The organism is Marivivens aquimaris (assembly GCF_015220045.1).
Lineage (GTDB): Bacteria > Pseudomonadota > Alphaproteobacteria > Rhodobacterales > Rhodobacteraceae > Marivivens > Marivivens aquimaris.
Window position 1 is genome coordinate 2,966,367 of record NZ_JADBGB010000001.1, and the last position, 19,136, is coordinate 2,985,502.

The following is a 19,136-nucleotide window of genomic DNA, read 5'->3' on the forward strand; positions in this document are numbered from 1 at the left end:
CCGTGGAATGCGCCTTCTCTTCTGGGCAGGCTTCTGGACATTCCTGATCGACCAGATCTCCAAGTATCTGGTCGTGCACCTTCTTGGCCTCCGCACACTGGAGGTCATCAAGGTCTTTCCGCCATACCTCGAATTTCGCATGGCGTGGAATCGGGGTGTGAACTTCGGCCTGTTTTCGGGCTTCGACATGCGCTGGGTGCTTGTCGGCGTGGCTGTCGTGATTTCCGCCTTTGTCCTCTACTGGCTGCGCCGTGAAGGCGGGAGCCGCTGGGCGTTCATCGCTGGCGGTCTTCTTGTTGGCGGAGCCATGGGCAACGTCATCGACCGCGTTCTTTATGGCGCGGTCGCCGACTTCCTGAATATGTCCTGCTGCGGGATCGCGAATCCCTACGCATTCAACGTAGCTGACGTGGCAATTTTCATTGGTGCGATTGGGCTTGCGCTCTTCACCGGCACCAAGTCGAAGAACAAAGCTACGTGACGGACCGGTAAAGCTGCGCTAACTATAGGGCCGGTAAACCGGAGGGGATTTCATGCGCGCAATTTCGTTGGCTGTCGTAGCGATGCTGGCGCTCTCTGCATGTGGAGGCGGCGACAAGTCGCTTCATAGCGTGAACTCACTTCAAACCGGTCCCGATGAGTTCAGTGTGCTGCCTTACAAGCCGCTCGAAATGCCGCCGTCGATGGCGCTGCTGCCACCGCCGAACCCGAACGGCGCAAACCTTGCCGATCCGACTCCGATTGCTGATGCGATCGTTGCGCTGGGCGGCAACCCGAATGGCGGTGTGGCCGGTGATGCCGCGCTGATCGCGCAGGCGACCCGTTACGGCACCGATGGCACGGTCCGCCAGACGCTTGCGTCGGAAGACGAGCGCTATCGCCGGACCCGTCGCAACCTCGGCCTCTTTAACATCTTCGCCAAAGATCGCTATTTCTCGGCTTACAACGGTATGGCGCTCGATCCTTACGCGGAATTGGAGCGTTTCGGCGCAGCAGGTGTCGCGGTCCCGTCAGCACCGCCGCAACAGTAGTCACAACTCCGTTGCCAGTATTGCACGTCCGGCGGGAGGCAGTAGGCTCACCTCATCGTTCGGAGGTGAATAATGCTGCGATCTCTTGCATTTGCTGCCGCTCTAGCCGCATCGCCGGCAGTGGCTCAGGATGTTTCTACCTTTCAGCTAGATAACGGAATGGATGTTGTGGTGATCGAAGATCACCGCGCGCCGGTCGTTGTCCATATGGTCTGGTACCGACGCGGGTCGGCTGACGAACCCGTCGGCGAATCCGGCGTGGCGCACTTCCTTGAACACCTGCTGTTCAAAGGCACCGAGAACATGGCCCCCGGTGAGCTGTCCGAGACCGTGGCCGCAAACGGCGGGTCCGATAACGCGTTCACCAGCTACGATTACACCGCCTATTTCCAGCGCGTTGCGGCTGACCGTCTTCCTCTGATGATGCAGATGGAAGCCGACCGGATGGTGAACCTCAAGCTGTCCGAAGGTGACATCGCGACCGAGCGGGACGTGATCCTCGAAGAACGCAACATGCGGACCGAGAACAACCCGAGCGCGCTGGCCCGCGAACAGATGATGGCTGCGCAGTATCTCAACCACCGCTACGGCGTGCCGGTCATCGGTTGGAAGCACGAGATGGAGACGCTCTCGCTCGAAGACGCAACTTCGTTCTATGATCTCTACTACAGCCCGAATAACGCGACGCTGGTTGTTGCGGGCGATGTGGACCCGTCCGAGGTCGGTGCGCTGGCTCAGGAATATTACGGTGTCATCCCGCGTCAGGAAAACCTGCCTGAGCGCATCCGTTCGCAGGAACCCCCGCAGACCGCCGCGCGCCGCCTGACCTATTACGATCCGCGCGTATCCCAGCCCTATGTCGCCCGCAGCTACCTCGCGCCCGAGCGTGACAGCGGCGAGCAGGAGAAAGCCGCAGCGCTGGTCTATCTGGCCGAATTGCTGGGCGGCTCGCCGTTTACCTCGGTCCTCGGCATGAAGCTGCAATTCGACACGAACACAGCCGTTTTCACGAACGCGAGTTACAGCGGCACGTCCTTGGATGACACGACGTTCAACCTGTCCGTTGCTCCGGCTGAAGGTGTCACCCTTCAAGAAGCCGAAGATGCGATGGATGATGCCATCCAGAGCTTCATGGATGCCGACATCGACCCCGACCGTATGGAGGCAATCCGCACCCAGCTTCGTGCGAGTGAGGTTTATGCACTCGATGATGTGCAAGGTCTGGCAAACCGCTACGGCGCTGCGCTGTCGATCGGCCTGACGGTCGACGATGTCCAACAGTGGCCCGCGATCCTCGAAGCCGTCACGGCGGAAGATGTCAAAGCCATCGCGGCAGAGGTGCTCGACCCGCGCCGCTCCGTCACAATGTGGGTCAGCGCCGAAGAGGAGAGCGCAGAATGAAACGTCTGATTCTGGCTACCGTTTTGTCCCTCCTCGGCGTTGCTGCCCGCGCAGAGGTGCAGATCCAGCAGGTCACTTCCCCCGCTGGCATCAACGCTTGGCTCGTCGAAGAACGCGAGATTCCGTTTGTCGCGCTGGAGATTTACTTCAAAGGCGGTACGTCTCTGGACGAGCCCGGCAAACGCGGCGCGACCAATCTGATGATGGGGCTTCTCGAAGAAGGCTCGGGGGAGATGACTGCGCAGGATTTCCAGCGCGAGCGTGAATCGTTGGCTGCGTCGTATGGTTTTGACGCCTACGACGACGGCGTAAGTGTGTCCGCCAAGTTCCTGACCGAAAACCGTGATGATGCCGTGGCGCTCCTGCGTCAGGCGCTCGTCGCACCGCGTTTCGATCAGGACGCCATCGACCGCGTGAAGGGGCAGGTGCTCGCGGGCATCGCGTCGCGCAAGACAGACCCCAACCGCATTGCGGGCGACAGTTTCTACAGCGAAGCCTACGGCGATCATCCTTACGGCACCGATGACAGCGGAACCGAAGAAACCATCCGCGCGCTCACGCAGGACGATATCTTCGAAGCCTATCGCAACGCGCTCGTCGAAGGCCGCGCCTATGTCTCGGCTGTTGGTGACATCAATGCCGAGGAATTGGGCGAGGTCATCGACACCCTGCTCAGCGGCCTTCCCGAAGACGGCCCCGCCGTTCCCGGGGCGGTGGACTTCGGCCTCAAAGGCGGCGCGACAATTGTCGACTTCGCCACGCCGCAGTCCGTGATCCTGTTCGGTCATGCGGGTATCGACCGTGATGACCCCGACTTCTTTGCGGCCTACGTGCTTAACACGATTCTCGGCGGCAACGGTCCGCAGTCGATCCTGATGAACGAGGTCCGTGAAAAGCGCGGTCTGACTTACGGTATTTATACCTATCTGGTGGACAAGGATTACTCGAACATGTGGCTCGGCTCGGTCGCGACTGCGAACGAGAAAGTCGGTGAGACCATTGATGTGATCCTCGACAACTGGGCCCGCGTTGCGACTGTCGGTGTGAGCCAAGAAGAGCTCGATAGCGCCAAGACCTATCTGACAGGCTCCTATCCGCTGCGGTTCGACGGCAACGAAGAGATCGCTGGCATCATGGTCGGAATGCAGGTGCAGGGTTTGCCGCCCGAATACGTGGTGGAGCGCAACGCCTACATCGAGGCGGTGACGCTGGAGGATATCAACCGCGTTGCCCAGCGCTTGCTGAACCCCGATGCGCTACATTTCACCATCGTAGGCCAGCCCGAAGGCGTCGATGAGGCCATGCTGACCGACGCCGGCGAAGAGTGAGTGTTCACGAAATATCCCCTCGTGAATCAGTGAGGGCCATGCTACGTTTTGTGGCATGGCTCTAGCAAACCCCAAGATAACCCCCAACCGTCCCGTAATCAGGCAATTGGACGAAACCGCCATCAACCGCATCGCTGCGGGTGAGGTGGTGGAACGTCCGTCTGCTGCGGTCAAGGAACTGGTCGAGAACTCCATCGACGCTGGTGCGACCCGTATCGAGGTCGTGATCGCCGATGGCGGTAAGACTCTGATCCGCGTGACCGACAACGGCTGCGGCATCACTGCTGACCAGCTGCCGCTCGCGCTGTCGCGCCATGCGACGTCCAAGATCGACGGCTCGGACCTTCTGAACATCCATTCGTTCGGCTTCCGCGGGGAGGCTTTGCCGTCGCTCGGCGCGGTCGGCCGCCTGACCATCACCAGCCGTTGCGGCGGTGAAGAAGCCTCGGTCATCGCTGTTGCCGGTGGCCGCATGGAGGCGGTGAAGCCCGCCGCGCTGTCCGAAGGCACGGTCGTCGAACTGAAAGACCTGTTCTACGCCACGCCCGCCCGCCTGAAATTCCTGCGCACGGATCGCGCAGAGGCGCAGGCTGTGACCGACACAGTTAAACGCCTCGCCATGGCGGAGCCGTTCATCAGCTTCAGCCTCGTCGATGCGTCCGGTGGCAACCGCCGCGAGGTCTTCCGCGCCGATGCGGAGCAGGGCGAGATGTTCGACGCGCTGAACGGGCGTTTGGCCACCGTGCTGGGCCGTGATTTCGCGGAGAATTCGATTGCCATTGATGCCGAGCGTGATGGTTTCCACCTGACTGGCTACGCCGCGCTGCCGACTTATTCGCGCGGTTCGTCCGTTGCGCAGTTCTTGTTCGTGAATGGCCGTCCGGTAAAGGACAAGCTGCTCATCGGTGCGCTGCGCGGCGCATATATGGATTTCCTCAGCCGCGACCGCCATCCTGCCGCTGCGCTGTTCGTCGACTGCAATCCGCAGCTCGTCGATGTCAACGTGCACCCCGCGAAGTCCGAGGTCCGTTTCCGCGAGCCTGGTCTGGTGCGCGGCCTTATCGTTTCTGGCCTGCGTCACGCGCTCGCCGGTGCCGGTCACCGCGCGTCTTCCACAGTCGCGTCCGAAACGCTGGGCGCGATGCGTCCCGAACAGCCAACCGCGCCGGTCTATCAGGCGCCATACCGCGTCGAACGGCCGACCTATACAGCCCGCAGCACGAGCTACGACATGCAGGCGCCCGCGCCAGAGTATTCGGGCTTTGCCGAGATGTCCGCGCCGTCCGCCCGCGTCGAGCCGGTGATCGAAGAGGCCAAGCCGCTGGAGGCGCTCCCTCTTGGCGCTGCACGCGCGCAGGTCCACGAGAACTACATCATCGCGCAGACGGAAACGGGTATGGTGATCGTCGATCAGCATGCGGCGCACGAACGCCTCGTTTATGAAAAGCTGAAAAAGCAGATGGCCGAGAATGGCGTTGCTGCACAGGCTCTACTGATCCCCGAAATTGTCGAACTATCGTCTGGCGATGCGCAGATGTTGCTCGATCTGGCTGACGATCTGACGAAGCTCGGCCTGACAATCGAACCCTTCGGCGGCGGCGCGATCTGTGTCCGCGAAACCCCTGCTATTCTTGGAGAGGTCAACGCGGATGCCATGCTGCGCGATATCCTCGATGAACTCGCGGACCTTGGTGACAGCACCACGGTCCAAGTGCGGATCGAAGCGATCCTGTCGCGCGTTGCGTGCCACGGCTCCATCCGTTCCGGTCGCCGGATGCGCGGCGAGGAAATGAATGCTCTCCTCCGCGAGATGGAAGCCACGCCGCATTCGGGCCAGTGCAACCACGGGCGCCCGACCTATGTGGAGCTCCGCCTATCAGACATCGAACGCCTGTTCGGTCGCACCTGATGACGCTCGATCTGAATGATCCGCAGACGTTGATCGTGCTAGCAGCGGGTGCCTTGGCCCTGTTCGTCATCGTCCTGCTGCTGATGGTCGTAAAGCGGGCAGGGCAATCGGCGCACATGGCGCAGATGGTGGCGAGCCAGATGGGCCATGTGAACCAGCGCGTACAAATGCTTTCGGACGGGCAGCAGCAGCTCGTCGGCGGTCTGTCGTCGGTGTCCGAAGCGCAGGCCAAATCGCAGGCGCATATGCTCAAGCTGATGGAAGCGCGGCTCCAGCAGGTGAACGAGGTCGTGAACCGGAACCTCACGCTCAGCACCAAAGCCACGGCGCAGAGCCTTGGTGAGCTTCAGCAACGCCTGAAGACCATCGACAAAGCGCAGGAGAATATCACCAAACTGTCGGGCGACGTGCTCGGGTTGCAAGACATTCTCTCGAACAAGCAAACTCGTGGTGCGTTTGGTGAAATCCAGTTGCAGGACATCGTGTCCAAAGCCCTGCCGAGCGACAGTTATCGCCTCCAGCACACGCTCTCGAACGGCAAGCGCGCCGACTGTCTGATCCACCTGCCCAACCCGCCAGGGCCGATTGTGATCGACAGTAAATTTCCGCTCGAACCATACGAACGGATGCGCAAAGCCGAGACCGAGCAGGAGAAGCTGGAAGGCGTGCGCCAGATGCGGATCGCGGTGCGTAACCACATCCGTGCGATCAGCGAGAAATACATCATCGAGGGCGAGACCGCTGACGGCGCGATCCTGTTTTTACCGTCCGAGGCCGTCTACGCGGAGATCCACGCGAACTTCTCTGAACTGGTCCGAGAAGGGTTTGCTGCGCGCGTCTATATCGTTTCGCCGACAACATGCATGGCCACGCTAAACACGATGCGCGCGATCCTGAAGGATGCGCGTATGCGCGAACAGGCGGGTGCCATTCGTCAGGAGTTATCGAAGCTTTATGGGGACGTAGATCGCCTTGGCTCTCGCGTGGAAAACCTCGACCGCCACTTCAACATGGCGGCCAAGGATATTGCCGAGATCAAGATTAGTGCCGAAAAGGCAGGGAAGCGGGCTCAGCGGCTCGACAACTTCGATTTCGAAGAACTTGCCCCCGAAACCAATCCGTCAGTCGTCCCGCTGGTGCAGGATTAAATCTTCACGAACGGCTGCGCGAGGCGCGGCAGGAACGAATTGAACTTGAGCGGCGCATCGGTCGCGGCAAGGCAGATGCAGTCCAGCCCGTCCTCGGCAATCGGCGTGTGGTCCAGTTCTTCGTTCGCGACTTCGATGTCACCAGTGCCGAAGCGGTCGGTTTCATCCTTGAACGCGCCTTGCAGAACCAGCGTCAGTTCCAATCCACGATGACCGTGGTCAGGCACCGACGCACCAGCCGGAATGTGCAGCAGGCGAACGGTCGCACCGCCGTCGGTCGGCAGGATCATCTGCTTCACACCGCCGCCAACGCGGCGCCAACGCACGGCTTCGACGTCGCCGCCGACATAGTTGGCGAGCGGAGTCGGAAAGATACCTGCACGCTCGGCTTTGATCTGCACTTCCTCTGGCGAGTCCGTCAGGGCGGCGAGCGCAATGTCCAGTGCATCGGCACTCATGGCCATCGCATCGGTGCGCATCATGACTTCGCCGCCAACGGCTTCGAATTCGGCCAGTTGGGCACGGCATTCGTCACACAGCGAAATGTGCGTCGCCACGACGAGGTTGAACGCTTCAGGCAGGGTGCCCGCAGCGTAACCCATCAGCAGGGAATTGGTGAGGTGGTGTTTGATATCTTTCATCGGCTTCATCTCATCGCATGACGCAAGCGGTCCAGCGCCAACCTTATCCGTGATTTGATCGTGCCCAGCGGCAGGCCAGTTTCTTCGGCAATCTGCGCATGGGTCAATTCGCCAAAGTAGGCTTTTTCGACCAGCTCTCTTTGTTTGTCGGGCAATTCGGCTATCGCCTTGCCCAGTCGTTCGGTGTCTTGCTGGAGCGCGACCTGTTCTTCCTGGTCCGGCTCCGCTTCGGGTCCCCAAGGCAGATCCTCGGGTTCGGGTCGTCTTGCGCGGCGGATGATGTCGATCTGCCTGTTGCGCGCGATCGTGAAGATCCAAGTGGACACACTCGCACGGGCAGGATCGAACAAGTGTGCTTTGCGCCACATCGTGGCCATCACATCCTGAGCAATCTCTTCTGCCTGATCCGGAGCCGCGCCGCCCCGCACCAAGAAACCTTTCACACGCGGTGCGAAATGGCTGAACAGGCGGGCAAATGCCTGCTTGTCCTGATGTTCACGGATCGCGTTAACTTCTGCGACCCATGCCATTCGACCGTTGTTTTCGTTTACCACCCGTTTTTCCTTGCTCTTCCGATTGGCCAACGGCTGCCGCATTGCGCGGACGTGCATTGGTATGGCCACATTATCGGCACGGGTATCGACGAGGTTCAACATACTTCTTCTACGGAAGTCGCGCCAAAGTGGATCACCGCGTTTTTTATTTTCATCCAAGCTGCATGAACTCACGTAAGTCTTCAAAAATACGGAGAACTTTGATGAACGTGCACGTCCCCCGCCGCATCCCGAGCAAAGTCGCCATTATCGGCGGTGGTATTTCGGGTATGGGCGCCGCCTACAAACTGGCGGAGACGCACAACGTCACGCTCTTCGAAGCGGAAAAAGACCTCGGCGGTCATGCCCGCACCCGCATGGGCGGACGCGATGGTGACCAGTCGGTTGATACCGGTTTCATCGTTTTCAATCACGTGAACTACCCGCACCTGGTCGAGCTGTTTCGCGAGTTGGAAGTGCCGACTGTCAAATCAGACATGAGCTTTGGTGCATCGCTGGGTGACGGTCGGTATGAATACGCGCTGAAAAGCCTTCGCGCGATTTTCGCGCAGCCGATGAACGCGTTGAATCCCAAGCACCTCCGCATGGTACGCGATATCATGCACTTCAACGCGAACGCGCTGGACGTTGCGCGGTCCGATCGCACGATGACGGTCGAGGAGATGCTCAAGAAACTCGGCACCGGAGAGTGGTTCCGCAACCGCTACCTCCTCCCGCTGTCGGGTGCGATCTGGTCGACGCCAGTTGAAAAAATCGCCGACTTCCCCGCCTATGCGATGATGCAGTTCTTCGAAAACCACGCGCTGCTGCACCACACTGGACAACACCAGTGGTACACGGTGGCCAGTGGCTCGCGCAGCTATGTGTCGCGTTTGGAAAACCGTCTGAACCTGAACAACGTCGATCTACGCCTTGGGGCTTGGGTAGAAGGCGTGCGCCGCACCGGTGCTGGTGCTGAGGTGCGTGTTCACGGTGGTGAGTGGGAGCACTTCGACGAAGTGATCTTTGCCACCCATTCGGATGACAGCCTCCGTCTACTGGCTGATCCGACCGCTGCGGAACAGGAGGCGCTCGGCGCGATCAAGTATCAGCCGAACCGCGTCGTCCTGCACTCGGACGCGGACATCATGCCCAAGCGCCGCGTTGTCTGGTCGTCGTGGAACTACACCGAAATGCACGGCAAGCAGACCGATCAGATCGACCTGACGTATTGGATGAACAACCTCCAGCCGTGGCTGAAGAAGGACGAGCTGTTCGTGACCCTCAACAGCACCCGCACCATCCGCGAGGAGCTGATCTGGGACGAAGTGACCCTGCGCCATCCGGTTTATGATCTCGCGGCGCTCGAAGGGCAAAAGCAGGTTGCTGCGATCAACGGTCAGAACCGCACGTGGTTCTGCGGCGCATGGATGAAGAACGGTTTTCACGAAGACGGTCTGTCGAGCGCGATTGACGTGGTCAACGCGCTGCAATCGGCTCAGGAATTCAGTGTGGCGGCAGAATGAACGGTATTCAACATATCGAGGGAAAGACCTTCCACGGCAGGCGGGGCGACATCAAGAATGCCTTCTCCTACCACGTGGATTACGTCCTGCTTGATCCCGAGCTAGAGGTCGATGCGCCGTCGCTGTTCGGCCGCAACAAGAGTGCAATGGTTGCCGTCCATGACCGCGATTACGGCGGTGAGCCAAAGAACGGCACAGGCGTTGCTTGGGCGCGACAGGCGCTGGGCGAAGCGGGTATCCAGCTGGGCGGCCGTATTCTGCTGCTCGCGCAGCCGCGGGTGCTGGGGCATGTGTTCAATCCGGTCAGCTTCTGGCTCTGCCATGATGAATGCGGAGTGCTGCGGGTCGCGATTGCAGAGGTCACGAACACCTTTGGCGATCGTCACAGCTACCTCTGTCATCACGATAACTTTGCACCGCTGGGAAGTGGCGGCTGGGTCGAAGCGCAGAAGATTTTCCACGTCTCGCCCTTCCAGCCGATCAACGGGACCTACCGGTTCCGGTTCGGTGTGGAGGACAACAAGGTCAATATCGTCATCGACTACCGACATGCTGAAGGCGGGGTGGTCGCGACGCTGGTTGGTGAGCGCAAACGGCTTACCAACTCCGGCATCGTCCGGACGGCCATCAAACGCCCGTTGGGGTCGATCCGCGTACTCGCGCTGATCTACTGGCAGGCGCTCAAACTCAAGTTCAAGGGCGCTCTGTATCGCAGCAGACCAGAGCCGCCTGCTCAAGAAGTCAGTCGTTAAGGTGTCATGATGATTATCGGTATTCTGGTCGGCCTCATTATCGCGGTCGTCGTCGCCTTGCTGTGGCAACGATACGCAAGTTTCGTCTCGCAAAAGCTGGACCACTATCAGTCTGGCCGCCCGTTCGATATCCGCCGCGATCTCAACGGACCCATCCTGAGCGAGGGGCTGATCTACGGGCCGCTCGGAAGGGTGTCGTCGCGCTTTGTCGGCAATTTCTCGGTTAATTGGGACGGTGATCGCGCCATCATGATCGAACGTTTCCGCTATGACAGCGGCAACACGCAAGACCGCCGTTGGGACCTCGTTCTGCACCCTGATGGTCGGATTTCCGCCGAAGCAGAGGACCTCGTCGGCACCGGACATGGCCGCGTCGCTGGATCGGCGCTTGTGCTGCACTATCGTATTAGACTGACCGAGGATGCGGGTGGGCATGTGCTGTCCGTCACGGACTGGATCTATACGACCCCGGACGGTGTCCTCATGAATAGATCGCAATTTAGAAAGTTCGGGCTGAAAGTTGCTGAACTCGTCGCGACGATGAGGCCCGCCGGAGAGTATTGAGATGGATGATTGGGCAGGCAAGCGGTACTGGATTATTGGAGCCAGCGAGGGTTTGGGGCGCGCTCTTGCGCAAAAGCTGAGCAAGAGCGGCGTAAAGCTCGTACTCTCGGCGCGGAGCGAGGATCGGCTGAAAGAACTGGCCGCTGAACTGCCCGCGCACGCCGATGTGGTGACCATTGATGTGACCGATATCAAAAGCGTCGAAAAGGCTGCCAAAGAGGCAGGCGCCATTGACGGCATGGTCTACCTCGCCGGTGCATACTGGCCGATGGCCGCGACAGAATGGGACAATGAAAAAGCCGAACTGATGGGCGACACCAACTTCCTTGGCGCGATGCGCTGCGTGGGTGCGGTGCTGCCGACCATGGTGCAAAAGAACCAAGGCCACATCATCCTGACCTCGTCGCTGACAGCCTACCGCGGCCTTCCTGGTTCGATCGGCTACGGTGCGTCCAAGGCCGCGCTTCTGTCGCTGGCCGAAGGTATGCGCGCCGACCTCAAGGAAACCAACGTCAACGTTCAGATCGTCAATCCCGGGTTCATCAAAACCCGCCTGACTGACAAGAACGACTTCAACATGCCAATGATGATGGAGCCGGAAGACGCGGCTGCTGAAATCTTCGAGCACATGAACTCCGATGATTTCAAGAAGTCCTTCCCCGCACCGATGGGCATCATGCTCCGTGCGTCGCAGTTCCTGCCGGACTGGCTCTATTACAAGCTCGTCTGACTTGCTCTGGATCAAAGCCTGAGCACTCTACAAGGGCCATCCTGTTCTACGAAGGAACAGGAGGCCCTTATGCATATCAGCGCTGACAAAGTTGCCGAAGTCATCATCCTCGCCCGCGATGCACGTCGCGGCGCGCCGGAAATGGATCAGTTCATCAACACGCTGACCGAAGACGAACAGGCGGGACTTGTTGCGGTCTTCTGGATCGGTCGCGGGAGCTTTGATGCTGCCGAATACGACGAAGCCTACGCCACTGCAGTGAACGAGGCATCGACGCCCACCACGACCTACCTTGGCGGCTCGCCACATCTCGCTGATCACTTGGAGGCGGGCATGGACGCGCTCGGGGTCGACGTGAATGCAGAGGAAGACGATCTCTACCGTTCGGTATGACGCCGCGTTGCAGGTGACGGAGGCGTCAACAAGGTTCATGGTCACCCGCAAAGGGAGGCAACCATGACCGATTATCCGCATCTTCTCGCGCCGCTCGACCTCGGCTTTGTCACGCTGCCCAATCGCGTGCTGATGGGTTCCATGCATACCGGCCTTGAGGAGACACGCGACTGGAACCGAGTTGCCGAATTCTATGCTGCTCGTGCGCGCGGCGGGGTCGGTCTGATCGTCACGGGCGGTATGGCTCCGAACCGCGAGGGCGGCGTGTTTCCGGGTGCTGCGGGGCTATTCACAGATCAGGACATTGCCAACCACCGCGTTGTCACGGACCGCGTTCATGATGCGGGTGGTCGTATCGCGATGCAGATCCTTCACGCGGGGCGCTACGCCTACGGCAAGGATTGCGTCGCGCCGTCCCCGATCAAATCACCGATCTCTCCGTTCGTGCCGAACGAACTGGATGAGGACGGAATTGAAAAGCAGATTGCGGACATCGTCACCGCCGCGACCCGCGCCCGCGAGGCAGGGTATGACGGGGTCGAGATCATGGGGTCCGAGGGGTACTTCCTGAACGAGTTTCTCGTCACCCACACCAACCGGCGCGAAGACCGCTGGGGCGGCTCGTACGAGAACCGTATGCGCCTGCCTGTTGAAGTTGTCCGCCGCGTGCGCGAGGCTGTCGGCACGGACTTTATCGTCATCTACCGCCTGTCGATGATCGACCTGATCCCGAATGGCTCGACCTTTGAAGAAGTCGTCACCCTCGCCAAAACAGTCGAGAAAGCAGGCGCAAGCATCATCAACACAGGCATCGGCTGGCACGAGGCTCGCATTCCGACCATCGCCACAAGCGTGCCGCGCCGCGCGTTTTCGTGGGTGACGAAAAAGCTGATGGGGCATGTGTCGATCCCCGTCATTACCTCCAACCGCATCAACGATCCTGCCGTCGCAGAAAGCGTGTTGGAGGACGGCTGCGCCGACATGGTTTCAATGGCCCGCCCGTTCCTCGCCGATCCGGATTTCGTGCGCAAAGCGGCTGAAGGTCGTGCCGATCAGATCGCGCCGTGCATCGCGTGTAACCAAGCCTGCCTCGACCACACCTTTAGCGGCAAGCTGACATCCTGCCTCGTGAACCCGCGCGCGTGTCACGAAACCGAACTGGTTATTGAGGCAGCCGAGACGCCCAAGAAGATCGCTGTCGTTGGTGCCGGCCCTGCTGGCCTGTCCGCCGCGCTGACCGCTGCCGAGCGTGGCCACCACGTTGCGCTCTTCGACAAGTCCGACCGTATCGGCGGTCAGCTCAACCTCGCCCGTCAGGTGCCGGGGAAGGAAGAATTCCACGGTCTGGTCCACTGGTTCACCACGATGGTGCAGAGCCGTAATATCGACCTGAAGCTCGGCACTATGGCGACCGTCGAGGCTCTGGAGGGCTATAACGAGGTCATCATCGCTACCGGCGTCAATCCGCGTGACCCGAGGATCGAAGGGCAGGACCTGCCGCATGTGCTGAACTACATTCAGGTGCTCAAAGGTGCTGACGTGGGCAAATCCGTCGTGGTCATCGGGGCAGGGGGCATCGGTTTCGATGTGTCCGAATTCCTCGTCACCGGCGAAAACAGCCCGACCGATGACCTGCCTGAGTGGCTCACCGAATGGGGCGTCACTGATCCCGAACAGCAGCGCGGGGGCATCGCGCCCGAAGGCCCCCAGCCGACCGAACCGCTGCGTCAGGTCACACTGCTCCAGCGGAAGGCCGAAAAACCGGGACGTCGTCTTGGCAAGACAACCGGCTGGATTCACCGCTCGACGCTCCAGATGAAGGGCGTAAAGATGAAGGGCGGTGTGAACTACGAACGCATCACGCCCGAAGGTATCTGGGTCAGCGAAGGTGAGGCCCGCGAAAACGAGCAACTGATCCCGTGCGACACCATCGTGCTTTGCGCTGGTCAGGAATCGGACCGCTCGCTAGCTGACGAACTCGCGGACAAGGGGATTCCCTGTCACGTGATCGGCGGCGCGGATGTCGCGGCAGAGCTTGATGCGAAGCGTGCGATCGATCAGGGGACGCGCCTCGCTGCGAGCCTTTAATTACAGGCATCTCGACGGATTCCATAAGATAAGTCGCTAAAATTCCGTTCACCATAGCATGGGCGGAATCCGCGATATTGTCAGGCAACGGCCCAGATTGTGCCCGATTTGGACACGATAACCAGCCTGAGGAATTGGTAGAGAGGACCACGCGAATGGATCGCCTCACAGAGATGGAAGCGTTCGCCACAGTTGTGGATCAGGGTGGATTTACAGATGCAGCCAAGAAGATGGGCATCTCGAAATCGGCCGTATCCAAGCACGTGTCGTCCCTTGAGGCGCGACTTGGCGCACGCCTGCTGAACCGCACCACGCGCCGTGTCAGCCCGACCGAAATCGGCCTTGCGTATTATGACCGCGCTCGCCGCGTCCTCAACGACGCAGGCGAAGCCGACGCGCTGGTCACGTCGATGCAATCCGCGCCGTCGGGTCTGCTCCGCATCAGCGTTGCAACGGACTTCGGCGTGAACCATCTCTCGCCCGTGCTGAACGGGTTCCTTCAGGAGTTCCCAGACATCACTGTCAACATGGTGTTGAACAACCGCTACGTGGAGCTGATCTCCGAAGGGTTCGACATGGCGATCCGTGTGGGCGAATTGGAAGATAGCACGCTGCGTGCCCGCAAGCTCACCGACACGACGCTGCGCATGATCGCCTCACCAAACTATTTCCAACAGTATGGTCGTCCGCAGAAGATCGACGATCTGAACGACCACAAGCTGCTGCATTACTCAAACCAAGCGAACAACGCGGTCTGGAAAATCACTGCGCCGAGCGGCGAAAAGCGTCAGGTTCGCACTGCCGGTTGGCTGACGGTCAATGATGGCCAGTCGCTGCTGAACGCATGTGTTTCGGGCCTCGGCATCGCATACCTGCCGTCGTTCCTCTATGCGGATGCGATGAAGCGGGGGCTGGTGCAGGAAGCCATTCCGGACCTTCCGGCAGAGAAGCAGGGCATCTATGCCGTCTACCCGCCGGGTCGTTTCACCCAGCCAAAGGTGCGCGCGTTTATCGATTTCCTCGTGAACTCGTTTGCGGACAAGGGCCCCGATAACTGGTGATCAGTTACTAAGCGCGATAGCCTCGACCCGCCGGTTGGCGTCGCGGCCTTCTTGCGTCAGATTTGAGCTGCGGGGGGCGAGGTAGCCCATGCCCTGCGCATCCATGCGGTCACGCGAAATACCGTAGGTGCCTGCAAGGCGCTCTAGCACAGCGCGGGCACGTGCTTTCGACACGTCGATGTTAGCATTGAGCGAACCTTGGCTATCGGTGTGGCCGACCAGAGCTATCCTTACCGTTGGGTGAGATTCAAGATAGGAAGCGAGATCGGCGAGCGACTGGTAGGTGTCGCCGCTCAGTTCGGAAGAGCCGGTCTCGAACGTCAGATCCCAAAGCTCCACATGACCGGTCGTCATAAAGGCGCTGGCCATGTCGTCCGCTACCGGTTCCTGTTCGGCAGCGACAACAGGTGCGGCTTCGCTGTCGGCTACTGGCTCGTCGTTTAAACGGCCGATGCGGATAACTTCGACATACCCAGCGCCGAGCGTTTTGCTGACGAACAGCACCACCGTTTCGCCTGCCTTCTTTGCAAGGAGATAGCGGTAGTCACCGAGGTCAACGAGCATCGCGGGTGGCGGCGTCAGGTCCAGACCGAAGCGGAAATCGAAACCGCCACAGCTATCGGTGCGGCACTCGAAGCCGATTGTGTATCCGTCCTCGGTCAGTTGCTGCCGCAGTGGGGCGATAAGCTGAAGCGTTGTGAGGCGGTCGGCATCAATGCGCCAGACCTGCCGCGCGACATTGCCGGCGGTGTCTTCTGTGCTCATACCGCGGTCGATATTCCAAGGGCCGGTTGGGACTTCGAAGCTCGTAGCGGCTTCGGTATCCTCGTAAACAAGCGTCGCGTTCTCGGGCAGAGAAATCGCAGCCGCCATGGAGGGCAGCAACATAGATATGAGCGCAATGAAAAGCCGGATCGCCACGGGTCACTCCGCCTTGATGCGGTAGTGGTAGTCCGCGACCTGCTCGAAACCCATGCGCTGATAGAGAGCATTGGCGGGGCCGTTGGCTTTGACGACGAGGAGCGCGATTTCTTCAGCGCCGTTCTCGCGTGCCCAGAACGCCATCGCACGGATCATGTGTTGCGCAAGGCCGCGACGTCGGAAGCGGGGCAAGGTGACAAGGCCATGGAACATCGCGACGCCGTTGTGGATGCCGACGTATCCCGTGCCTGCAGGGGTATCGTCCAGACGTCCAAGGATGGTCATACGTTTGCAACCTGCACGCTCCATGACGGCAACGCGGGCAGGGCCGACACCATCCTCCAGCCAGATTTCGCGCTCAACGGCGAGCGGGGGCCAGACCTCGAATGTGGTCACGGCAGGAGGGCGCTCGGTCGCGATACGGTCGATCGGAGAACTCATCAACGTTACAGGGTCTTTGACCACGTAACCCTGTGCGGCGAGCATTTCGTCAAGTTCGGTATCGCCATGCCGGATCATGAACAGCTTGGGCTGTTCCAAGGTGGTCATCTGCGCTTCGGCGGCGGGCAGATCGGCGAGCGTACCGCTGCCCGTGGTTGCCGAAACACGGCTACCGGCACCGAGGCCTTTGCGGAACGTCCACGGTCCGTCAGTCCATTTCTCTGCCGCAGGCCACGTCGCGTCGATCACGTCATAGAGCGTTTCGGGGCTTGCCGTCATGCAGGGAAAAGCCCTGCCAGTTTCACCATTGCCGCGTCGAGCTGCGCTGCATCCGTGCTGCGCATCACGATGTTTGCACCGAACATGCCGTTTTCGGTGAACGGGTAAGAGCCGATGGAAATGTCGGGGTATTCCGCCGCAAGTTCACCAAGCGGGCCGGCGATGTCGCCTTCGCCACGGTTGATGCGGTAGGTCTGCGACAGCAGCGGCGCGCCGCCTGTGAGGGTCGGCAGGACCGAAGCAACCATTGCCTCGAATACCGACGGCACACCAGCCATGACGTGCACGTTTTCCATGGTGAAACCAGGAGCGATGCTCACAGGGTTTTCGATCAGGGTTGCGCCGTCAGGAATGCGGGCCATGCGCTGGCGGGCTTCGTTGAACTCTTTGTTCTGGCGTTTGTAATGCGCGTCGAGCAGGTCGAAGGCGTCCTTGCGCACGCCGATATTCGCGCCGAAGGCGGCAGCAATGCAGTCCGCCGTGATATCGTCGTGCGTCGGCCCGATACCGCCCGAGGTGAAGACATAATCGCAGTTTTTGCGCAGGATATTCACCGCGTCCACAATCACGTCGCGGTCGTCGGGCACCATACGCGCTTCTTTCAACTGGATACCTGCTTCGGTCAGCTGGCCTGCGAGAAAATGCATATTCGCATCGCGGGTGCGACCGGAGAGGATCTCGTCACCGATAATCAGGATTGCAGCGGTAGGGTTCGACATCGGCTTCTCCAAATCTGGTCACTTCGGTATAGGGTTCGGCTATGAAGTTTTCCACTCCTCTTGTGCCCGCCCGCCTGATCCGTCGCTACAAACGCTTCCTCGCCGATTGCAGGCTAGAGGACGGCACCGAAGTGACTGCGCATTGTGCAAATCCGGGCAGCATGATGGGGCTAGCCGAGCCCGATTCAAAGATCTGGCTAGAGCCGAACGACGACCCGAAGAAGAAGCTGAAATACGGCTGGCGTCTCGTTGATCACGAAAATGGCCACTTCACCGGCGTCGATACCTCTGTGCCGAACCGTGCGCTGAAGCTGGCGTTGGAGGAGCGGCGTGTGGCTCCGCTTGCTGCGTATTCAAACGTGCGGGCCGAGGTGAAGTATGGCGACAACAGCCGCGCCGATTTCCTCCTGACTGAAGACGGTCTGCCCGATGCGTGGGTTGAGGTGAAATCGGTGACGCTCTGCCGTCAGGATGGGCTCGCGGAATTCCCCGACTCCGTCACCGCGCGTGGGGCCAAGCACATGGCCGATCTGGCCGAAATGGCGCGTCAGGGGCATCGCGCCATTCTGCTGTTTCTCGTCCAGCGGACCGACTGCGATCTCGTGACGCCTGCGCATGACATTGACCCGAAATACTCCGCCGCGCTGAAGGCTGCGATGGATACTGGTGTCGAGATCATTGCCCTCAGAACCACGATCACGCCTGAAGGTATCGAAGTTGCCGCAGAAATCCCGTTCACGTTTGAAGGCGGTAGGGGTGGCCCTGCCTGACGTTCGGGATTAAATAAGCCCAAGTTTGATAGGAGTAGACCAGTGAGCGACGAAGATCTGCGCGGGCGCGTGACCCGAGAAGGTATCCGGATTTACGACGATGCGGACTTTGCCGGAATGCATGCGGCAGGTCAGGTCGCGGCGCAAATTCTCGACGATATCGCTCCGTTCGTTCAGGTCGGCGTCACCACGGGTGAGCTTGACGAGCGCATCACCGCGATGGTTGAAGAGTCCGGTACGACCTCCGCCACCATCGGTTACCGCGGCTATCAGCATGCCAGCTGCATCAGCGTGAACCACGTTGTCTGCCACGGTATTCCGGGCAACAAGGCGCTGAAGGACGGCGATATTCTGAACATCGACGTCACCGTCATCAAGGACGGCTGGTTCGGCGATACCAGCCGCATGTACGTCGCGGGCAAGCTGCCGCGTAAAGCCGAGCGGCTGATCCAAGTGACCCACGACGCGCTGATGCTCGGCATCGAAGCGGCGAAGCCGGGCAACACCTTTGGCGACATCGGTCATGCCATTCAGTCCTACGTCGAAGGCCAGCGTATGTCCGTTGTCCGCGATTTCTGTGGCCACGGCCTTGGTCGCGTGTTCCACGCACCGCCGAACGTGCTGCACTACGGTCGCAAGGGCTCGGGTCCGGTGCTCGAAGAGGGCATGTTCTTCACCATCGAGCCGATGGTGAACCTCGGCCGTGCCGAAACCAAAGTCCTGTCTGATGACTGGACCGCCGTAACCCGTGATAAATCGCTCTCGGCGCAGTTCGAGCATTCGATCGGGATCAAGGCTGACGGAGCGGAGATCTTCACGCTCTCGCCCGGTGGTATCTTTCACCCGACCTACTGAATTTCGCGGCGCTCTTCACGGGGCGCCGTTTTACTTTGGCACTTCC

General features: G+C 60.2%; 20 protein-coding genes. 15 read left to right on the forward strand and 5 right to left on the reverse strand.

Translation table 11 applies throughout. From position 1 onward, the window contains the following. The first annotated feature begins 7 nt into the window (after window positions 1-7). The 6 genes from lspA (at window position 8) to IF204_RS14675 (ending at window position 6,817) form a co-directional block, all read left to right on the forward strand. Window positions 8-481, forward strand: a complete 474-nt coding sequence (gene lspA, locus IF204_RS14650) for a signal peptidase II (RefSeq protein ID WP_194098244.1) — start codon at window positions 8-10, stop codon at window positions 479-481. Between the two features lie 52 nt (window positions 482-533). Continuing rightward, window positions 534-1,031: a DUF3035 domain-containing protein gene (locus IF204_RS14655; protein ID WP_194097822.1), complete on the forward strand. Its 498-nt coding sequence runs from the start codon at window positions 534-536 to the stop codon at window positions 1,029-1,031. Window positions 1,032-1,103: 72 nt separating this feature from the next. Further along, window positions 1,104-2,432, forward strand: a complete 1,329-nt coding sequence (locus tag IF204_RS14660; RefSeq protein ID WP_194097823.1) for a M16 family metallopeptidase — start codon at window positions 1,104-1,106, stop codon at window positions 2,430-2,432. Further along, window positions 2,429-3,760, forward strand: a complete 1,332-nt coding sequence (locus IF204_RS14665; RefSeq protein ID WP_194097824.1) for a M16 family metallopeptidase — start codon at window positions 2,429-2,431, stop codon at window positions 3,758-3,760. Before IF204_RS14660 ends, IF204_RS14665 begins: the two co-directional genes overlap by 4 nt. Before the next feature lie 55 nt (window positions 3,761-3,815). Next, window positions 3,816-5,669: a DNA mismatch repair endonuclease MutL gene (mutL, locus tag IF204_RS14670; RefSeq protein WP_194097825.1), complete on the forward strand. Its 1,854-nt coding sequence runs from the start codon at window positions 3,816-3,818 to the stop codon at window positions 5,667-5,669. Next, window positions 5,669-6,817, forward strand: a complete 1,149-nt coding sequence (locus IF204_RS14675) for a DNA recombination protein RmuC (protein WP_194097826.1) — start codon at window positions 5,669-5,671, stop codon at window positions 6,815-6,817. The genes mutL and IF204_RS14675 overlap by 1 nt, the downstream gene beginning before the upstream one ends. Here IF204_RS14675 and IF204_RS14680 read toward each other — a convergent pair. Together IF204_RS14680 and IF204_RS14685 are read right to left on the reverse strand one after the other, a co-directional pair. Next, the gene (locus IF204_RS14680) at window positions 6,814-7,458 is read right to left on the reverse strand and encodes a ChrR family anti-sigma-E factor (protein ID WP_194097827.1); all 645 of its coding nucleotides are present in this window, start codon (window positions 7,456-7,458) and stop codon (window positions 6,814-6,816) included. The two genes, IF204_RS14675 and IF204_RS14680, sit on opposite strands and share 4 nt — an antisense overlap. Window positions 7,459-7,463: 5 nt before the next feature. Beyond that, window positions 7,464-8,114, reverse strand: coding sequence for a sigma-70 family RNA polymerase sigma factor (locus IF204_RS14685; protein WP_167636630.1), 651 nt, complete (start codon window positions 8,112-8,114; stop codon window positions 7,464-7,466). A 101-nt stretch (window positions 8,115-8,215) separates the two neighbouring features. Between IF204_RS14685 and IF204_RS14690 the strand changes: the two genes are divergently transcribed. The 7 genes from IF204_RS14690 to IF204_RS14720 all read left to right on the forward strand — a co-directional run bounded on the left by IF204_RS14690 (window position 8,216) and on the right by IF204_RS14720 (window position 15,105). After that, the gene (locus IF204_RS14690) at window positions 8,216-9,517 is read left to right on the forward strand and encodes an NAD(P)/FAD-dependent oxidoreductase (protein ID WP_194097828.1); all 1,302 of its coding nucleotides are present in this window, start codon (window positions 8,216-8,218) and stop codon (window positions 9,515-9,517) included. Further along, a complete protein-coding gene (locus tag IF204_RS14695; RefSeq protein ID WP_194097829.1) occupies window positions 9,514-10,269 on the forward strand; it encodes a DUF1365 domain-containing protein in 756 nt (251 codons plus the stop codon). Before IF204_RS14690 ends, IF204_RS14695 begins: the two co-directional genes overlap by 4 nt. Before the next feature lie 9 nt (window positions 10,270-10,278). Further along, on the forward strand, window positions 10,279-10,833 hold the full coding sequence (locus tag IF204_RS14700; RefSeq protein WP_228069220.1) for a DUF3833 family protein: 555 nt from the start codon (window positions 10,279-10,281) through the stop codon (window positions 10,831-10,833). A gap of 1 nt (window position 10,834) precedes the next feature. Next, complete coding sequence (locus IF204_RS14705; RefSeq protein ID WP_194097831.1) at window positions 10,835-11,563, forward strand: SDR family NAD(P)-dependent oxidoreductase; 729 nt, start codon at window positions 10,835-10,837, stop codon at window positions 11,561-11,563. A 69-nt stretch (window positions 11,564-11,632) separates the two neighbouring features. Then, the gene (locus tag IF204_RS14710; RefSeq protein ID WP_194097832.1) at window positions 11,633-11,956 is read left to right on the forward strand and encodes a DUF3775 domain-containing protein; all 324 of its coding nucleotides are present in this window, start codon (window positions 11,633-11,635) and stop codon (window positions 11,954-11,956) included. Window positions 11,957-12,019: 63 nt separating this feature from the next. After that, complete coding sequence (locus IF204_RS14715; protein ID WP_194097833.1) at window positions 12,020-14,044, forward strand: NADPH-dependent 2,4-dienoyl-CoA reductase; 2,025 nt, start codon at window positions 12,020-12,022, stop codon at window positions 14,042-14,044. Between the two features lie 155 nt (window positions 14,045-14,199). Beyond that, on the forward strand, window positions 14,200-15,105 hold the full coding sequence (locus IF204_RS14720; RefSeq protein WP_194097834.1) for a LysR family transcriptional regulator: 906 nt from the start codon (window positions 14,200-14,202) through the stop codon (window positions 15,103-15,105). On the opposite strand, the gene IF204_RS20265 is transcribed toward IF204_RS14720, so the two are convergent. From IF204_RS20265 to IF204_RS14735, 3 genes are read right to left on the reverse strand one after another with little or no spacing between them, the layout of a single operon-like run. Beyond that, complete coding sequence (locus IF204_RS20265; protein ID WP_194097835.1) at window positions 15,106-16,026, reverse strand: OmpA family protein; 921 nt, start codon at window positions 16,024-16,026, stop codon at window positions 15,106-15,108. A gap of 3 nt (window positions 16,027-16,029) precedes the next feature. Further along, entirely contained in the window at window positions 16,030-16,746 is a 717-nt protein-coding gene (locus IF204_RS14730; RefSeq protein ID WP_194097836.1) for a GNAT family N-acetyltransferase, read from the reverse strand. Further along, a complete protein-coding gene (locus tag IF204_RS14735; protein WP_194097837.1) occupies window positions 16,743-17,465 on the reverse strand; it encodes a competence/damage-inducible protein A in 723 nt (240 codons plus the stop codon). The genes IF204_RS14730 and IF204_RS14735 overlap by 4 nt, the downstream gene beginning before the upstream one ends. A gap of 41 nt (window positions 17,466-17,506) precedes the next feature. On the opposite strand from IF204_RS14735, the gene sfsA reads away from it, so the two are divergent. After that, on the forward strand, window positions 17,507-18,235 hold the full coding sequence (gene sfsA, locus IF204_RS14740; RefSeq protein ID WP_194097838.1) for a DNA/RNA nuclease SfsA: 729 nt from the start codon (window positions 17,507-17,509) through the stop codon (window positions 18,233-18,235). A 42-nt stretch (window positions 18,236-18,277) separates the two neighbouring features. Next, on the forward strand, window positions 18,278-19,090 hold the full coding sequence (map, locus tag IF204_RS14745) for a type I methionyl aminopeptidase (RefSeq protein WP_194097839.1): 813 nt from the start codon (window positions 18,278-18,280) through the stop codon (window positions 19,088-19,090). Window positions 19,091-19,136 lie beyond the last annotated feature (46 nt).

Coding starts and splice junctions, on each gene's coding strand:
- IF204_RS14700 (WP_228069220.1), top strand. CDS start 10,279: ATGATTATCGGTATTCTGGTCGGCCTCATTATCGCGGTCGTCGTCGCC.
- IF204_RS14695 (WP_194097829.1), top strand. CDS start 9,514: ATGAACGGTATTCAACATATCGAGGGAAAGACCTTCCACGGCAGGCGG.
- IF204_RS14710 (WP_194097832.1), top strand. CDS start 11,633: ATGCATATCAGCGCTGACAAAGTTGCCGAAGTCATCATCCTCGCCCGC.
- sfsA (WP_194097838.1), top strand. CDS start 17,507: ATGAAGTTTTCCACTCCTCTTGTGCCCGCCCGCCTGATCCGTCGCTAC.
- mutL (WP_194097825.1), top strand. CDS start 3,816: ATGGCTCTAGCAAACCCCAAGATAACCCCCAACCGTCCCGTAATCAGG.
- IF204_RS14655 (WP_194097822.1), top strand. CDS start 534: ATGCGCGCAATTTCGTTGGCTGTCGTAGCGATGCTGGCGCTCTCTGCA.
- IF204_RS14715 (WP_194097833.1), top strand. CDS start 12,020: ATGACCGATTATCCGCATCTTCTCGCGCCGCTCGACCTCGGCTTTGTC.
- lspA (WP_194098244.1), top strand. CDS start 8: ATGCGCCTTCTCTTCTGGGCAGGCTTCTGGACATTCCTGATCGACCAG.
- IF204_RS14675 (WP_194097826.1), top strand. CDS start 5,669: ATGACGCTCGATCTGAATGATCCGCAGACGTTGATCGTGCTAGCAGCG.
- IF204_RS14665 (WP_194097824.1), top strand. CDS start 2,429: ATGAAACGTCTGATTCTGGCTACCGTTTTGTCCCTCCTCGGCGTTGCT.
- IF204_RS14705 (WP_194097831.1), top strand. CDS start 10,835: ATGGATGATTGGGCAGGCAAGCGGTACTGGATTATTGGAGCCAGCGAG.
- IF204_RS14735 (WP_194097837.1), bottom strand. CDS start 17,465: ATGTCGAACCCTACCGCTGCAATCCTGATTATCGGTGACGAGATCCTC.
- IF204_RS14660 (WP_194097823.1), top strand. CDS start 1,104: ATGCTGCGATCTCTTGCATTTGCTGCCGCTCTAGCCGCATCGCCGGCA.
- IF204_RS14720 (WP_194097834.1), top strand. CDS start 14,200: ATGGATCGCCTCACAGAGATGGAAGCGTTCGCCACAGTTGTGGATCAG.
- IF204_RS14690 (WP_194097828.1), top strand. CDS start 8,216: ATGAACGTGCACGTCCCCCGCCGCATCCCGAGCAAAGTCGCCATTATC.
- IF204_RS14730 (WP_194097836.1), bottom strand. CDS start 16,746: ATGACGGCAAGCCCCGAAACGCTCTATGACGTGATCGACGCGACGTGG.
- IF204_RS14680 (WP_194097827.1), bottom strand. CDS start 7,458: ATGAAAGATATCAAACACCACCTCACCAATTCCCTGCTGATGGGTTAC.
- IF204_RS14685 (WP_167636630.1), bottom strand. CDS start 8,114: ATGTTGAACCTCGTCGATACCCGTGCCGATAATGTGGCCATACCAATG.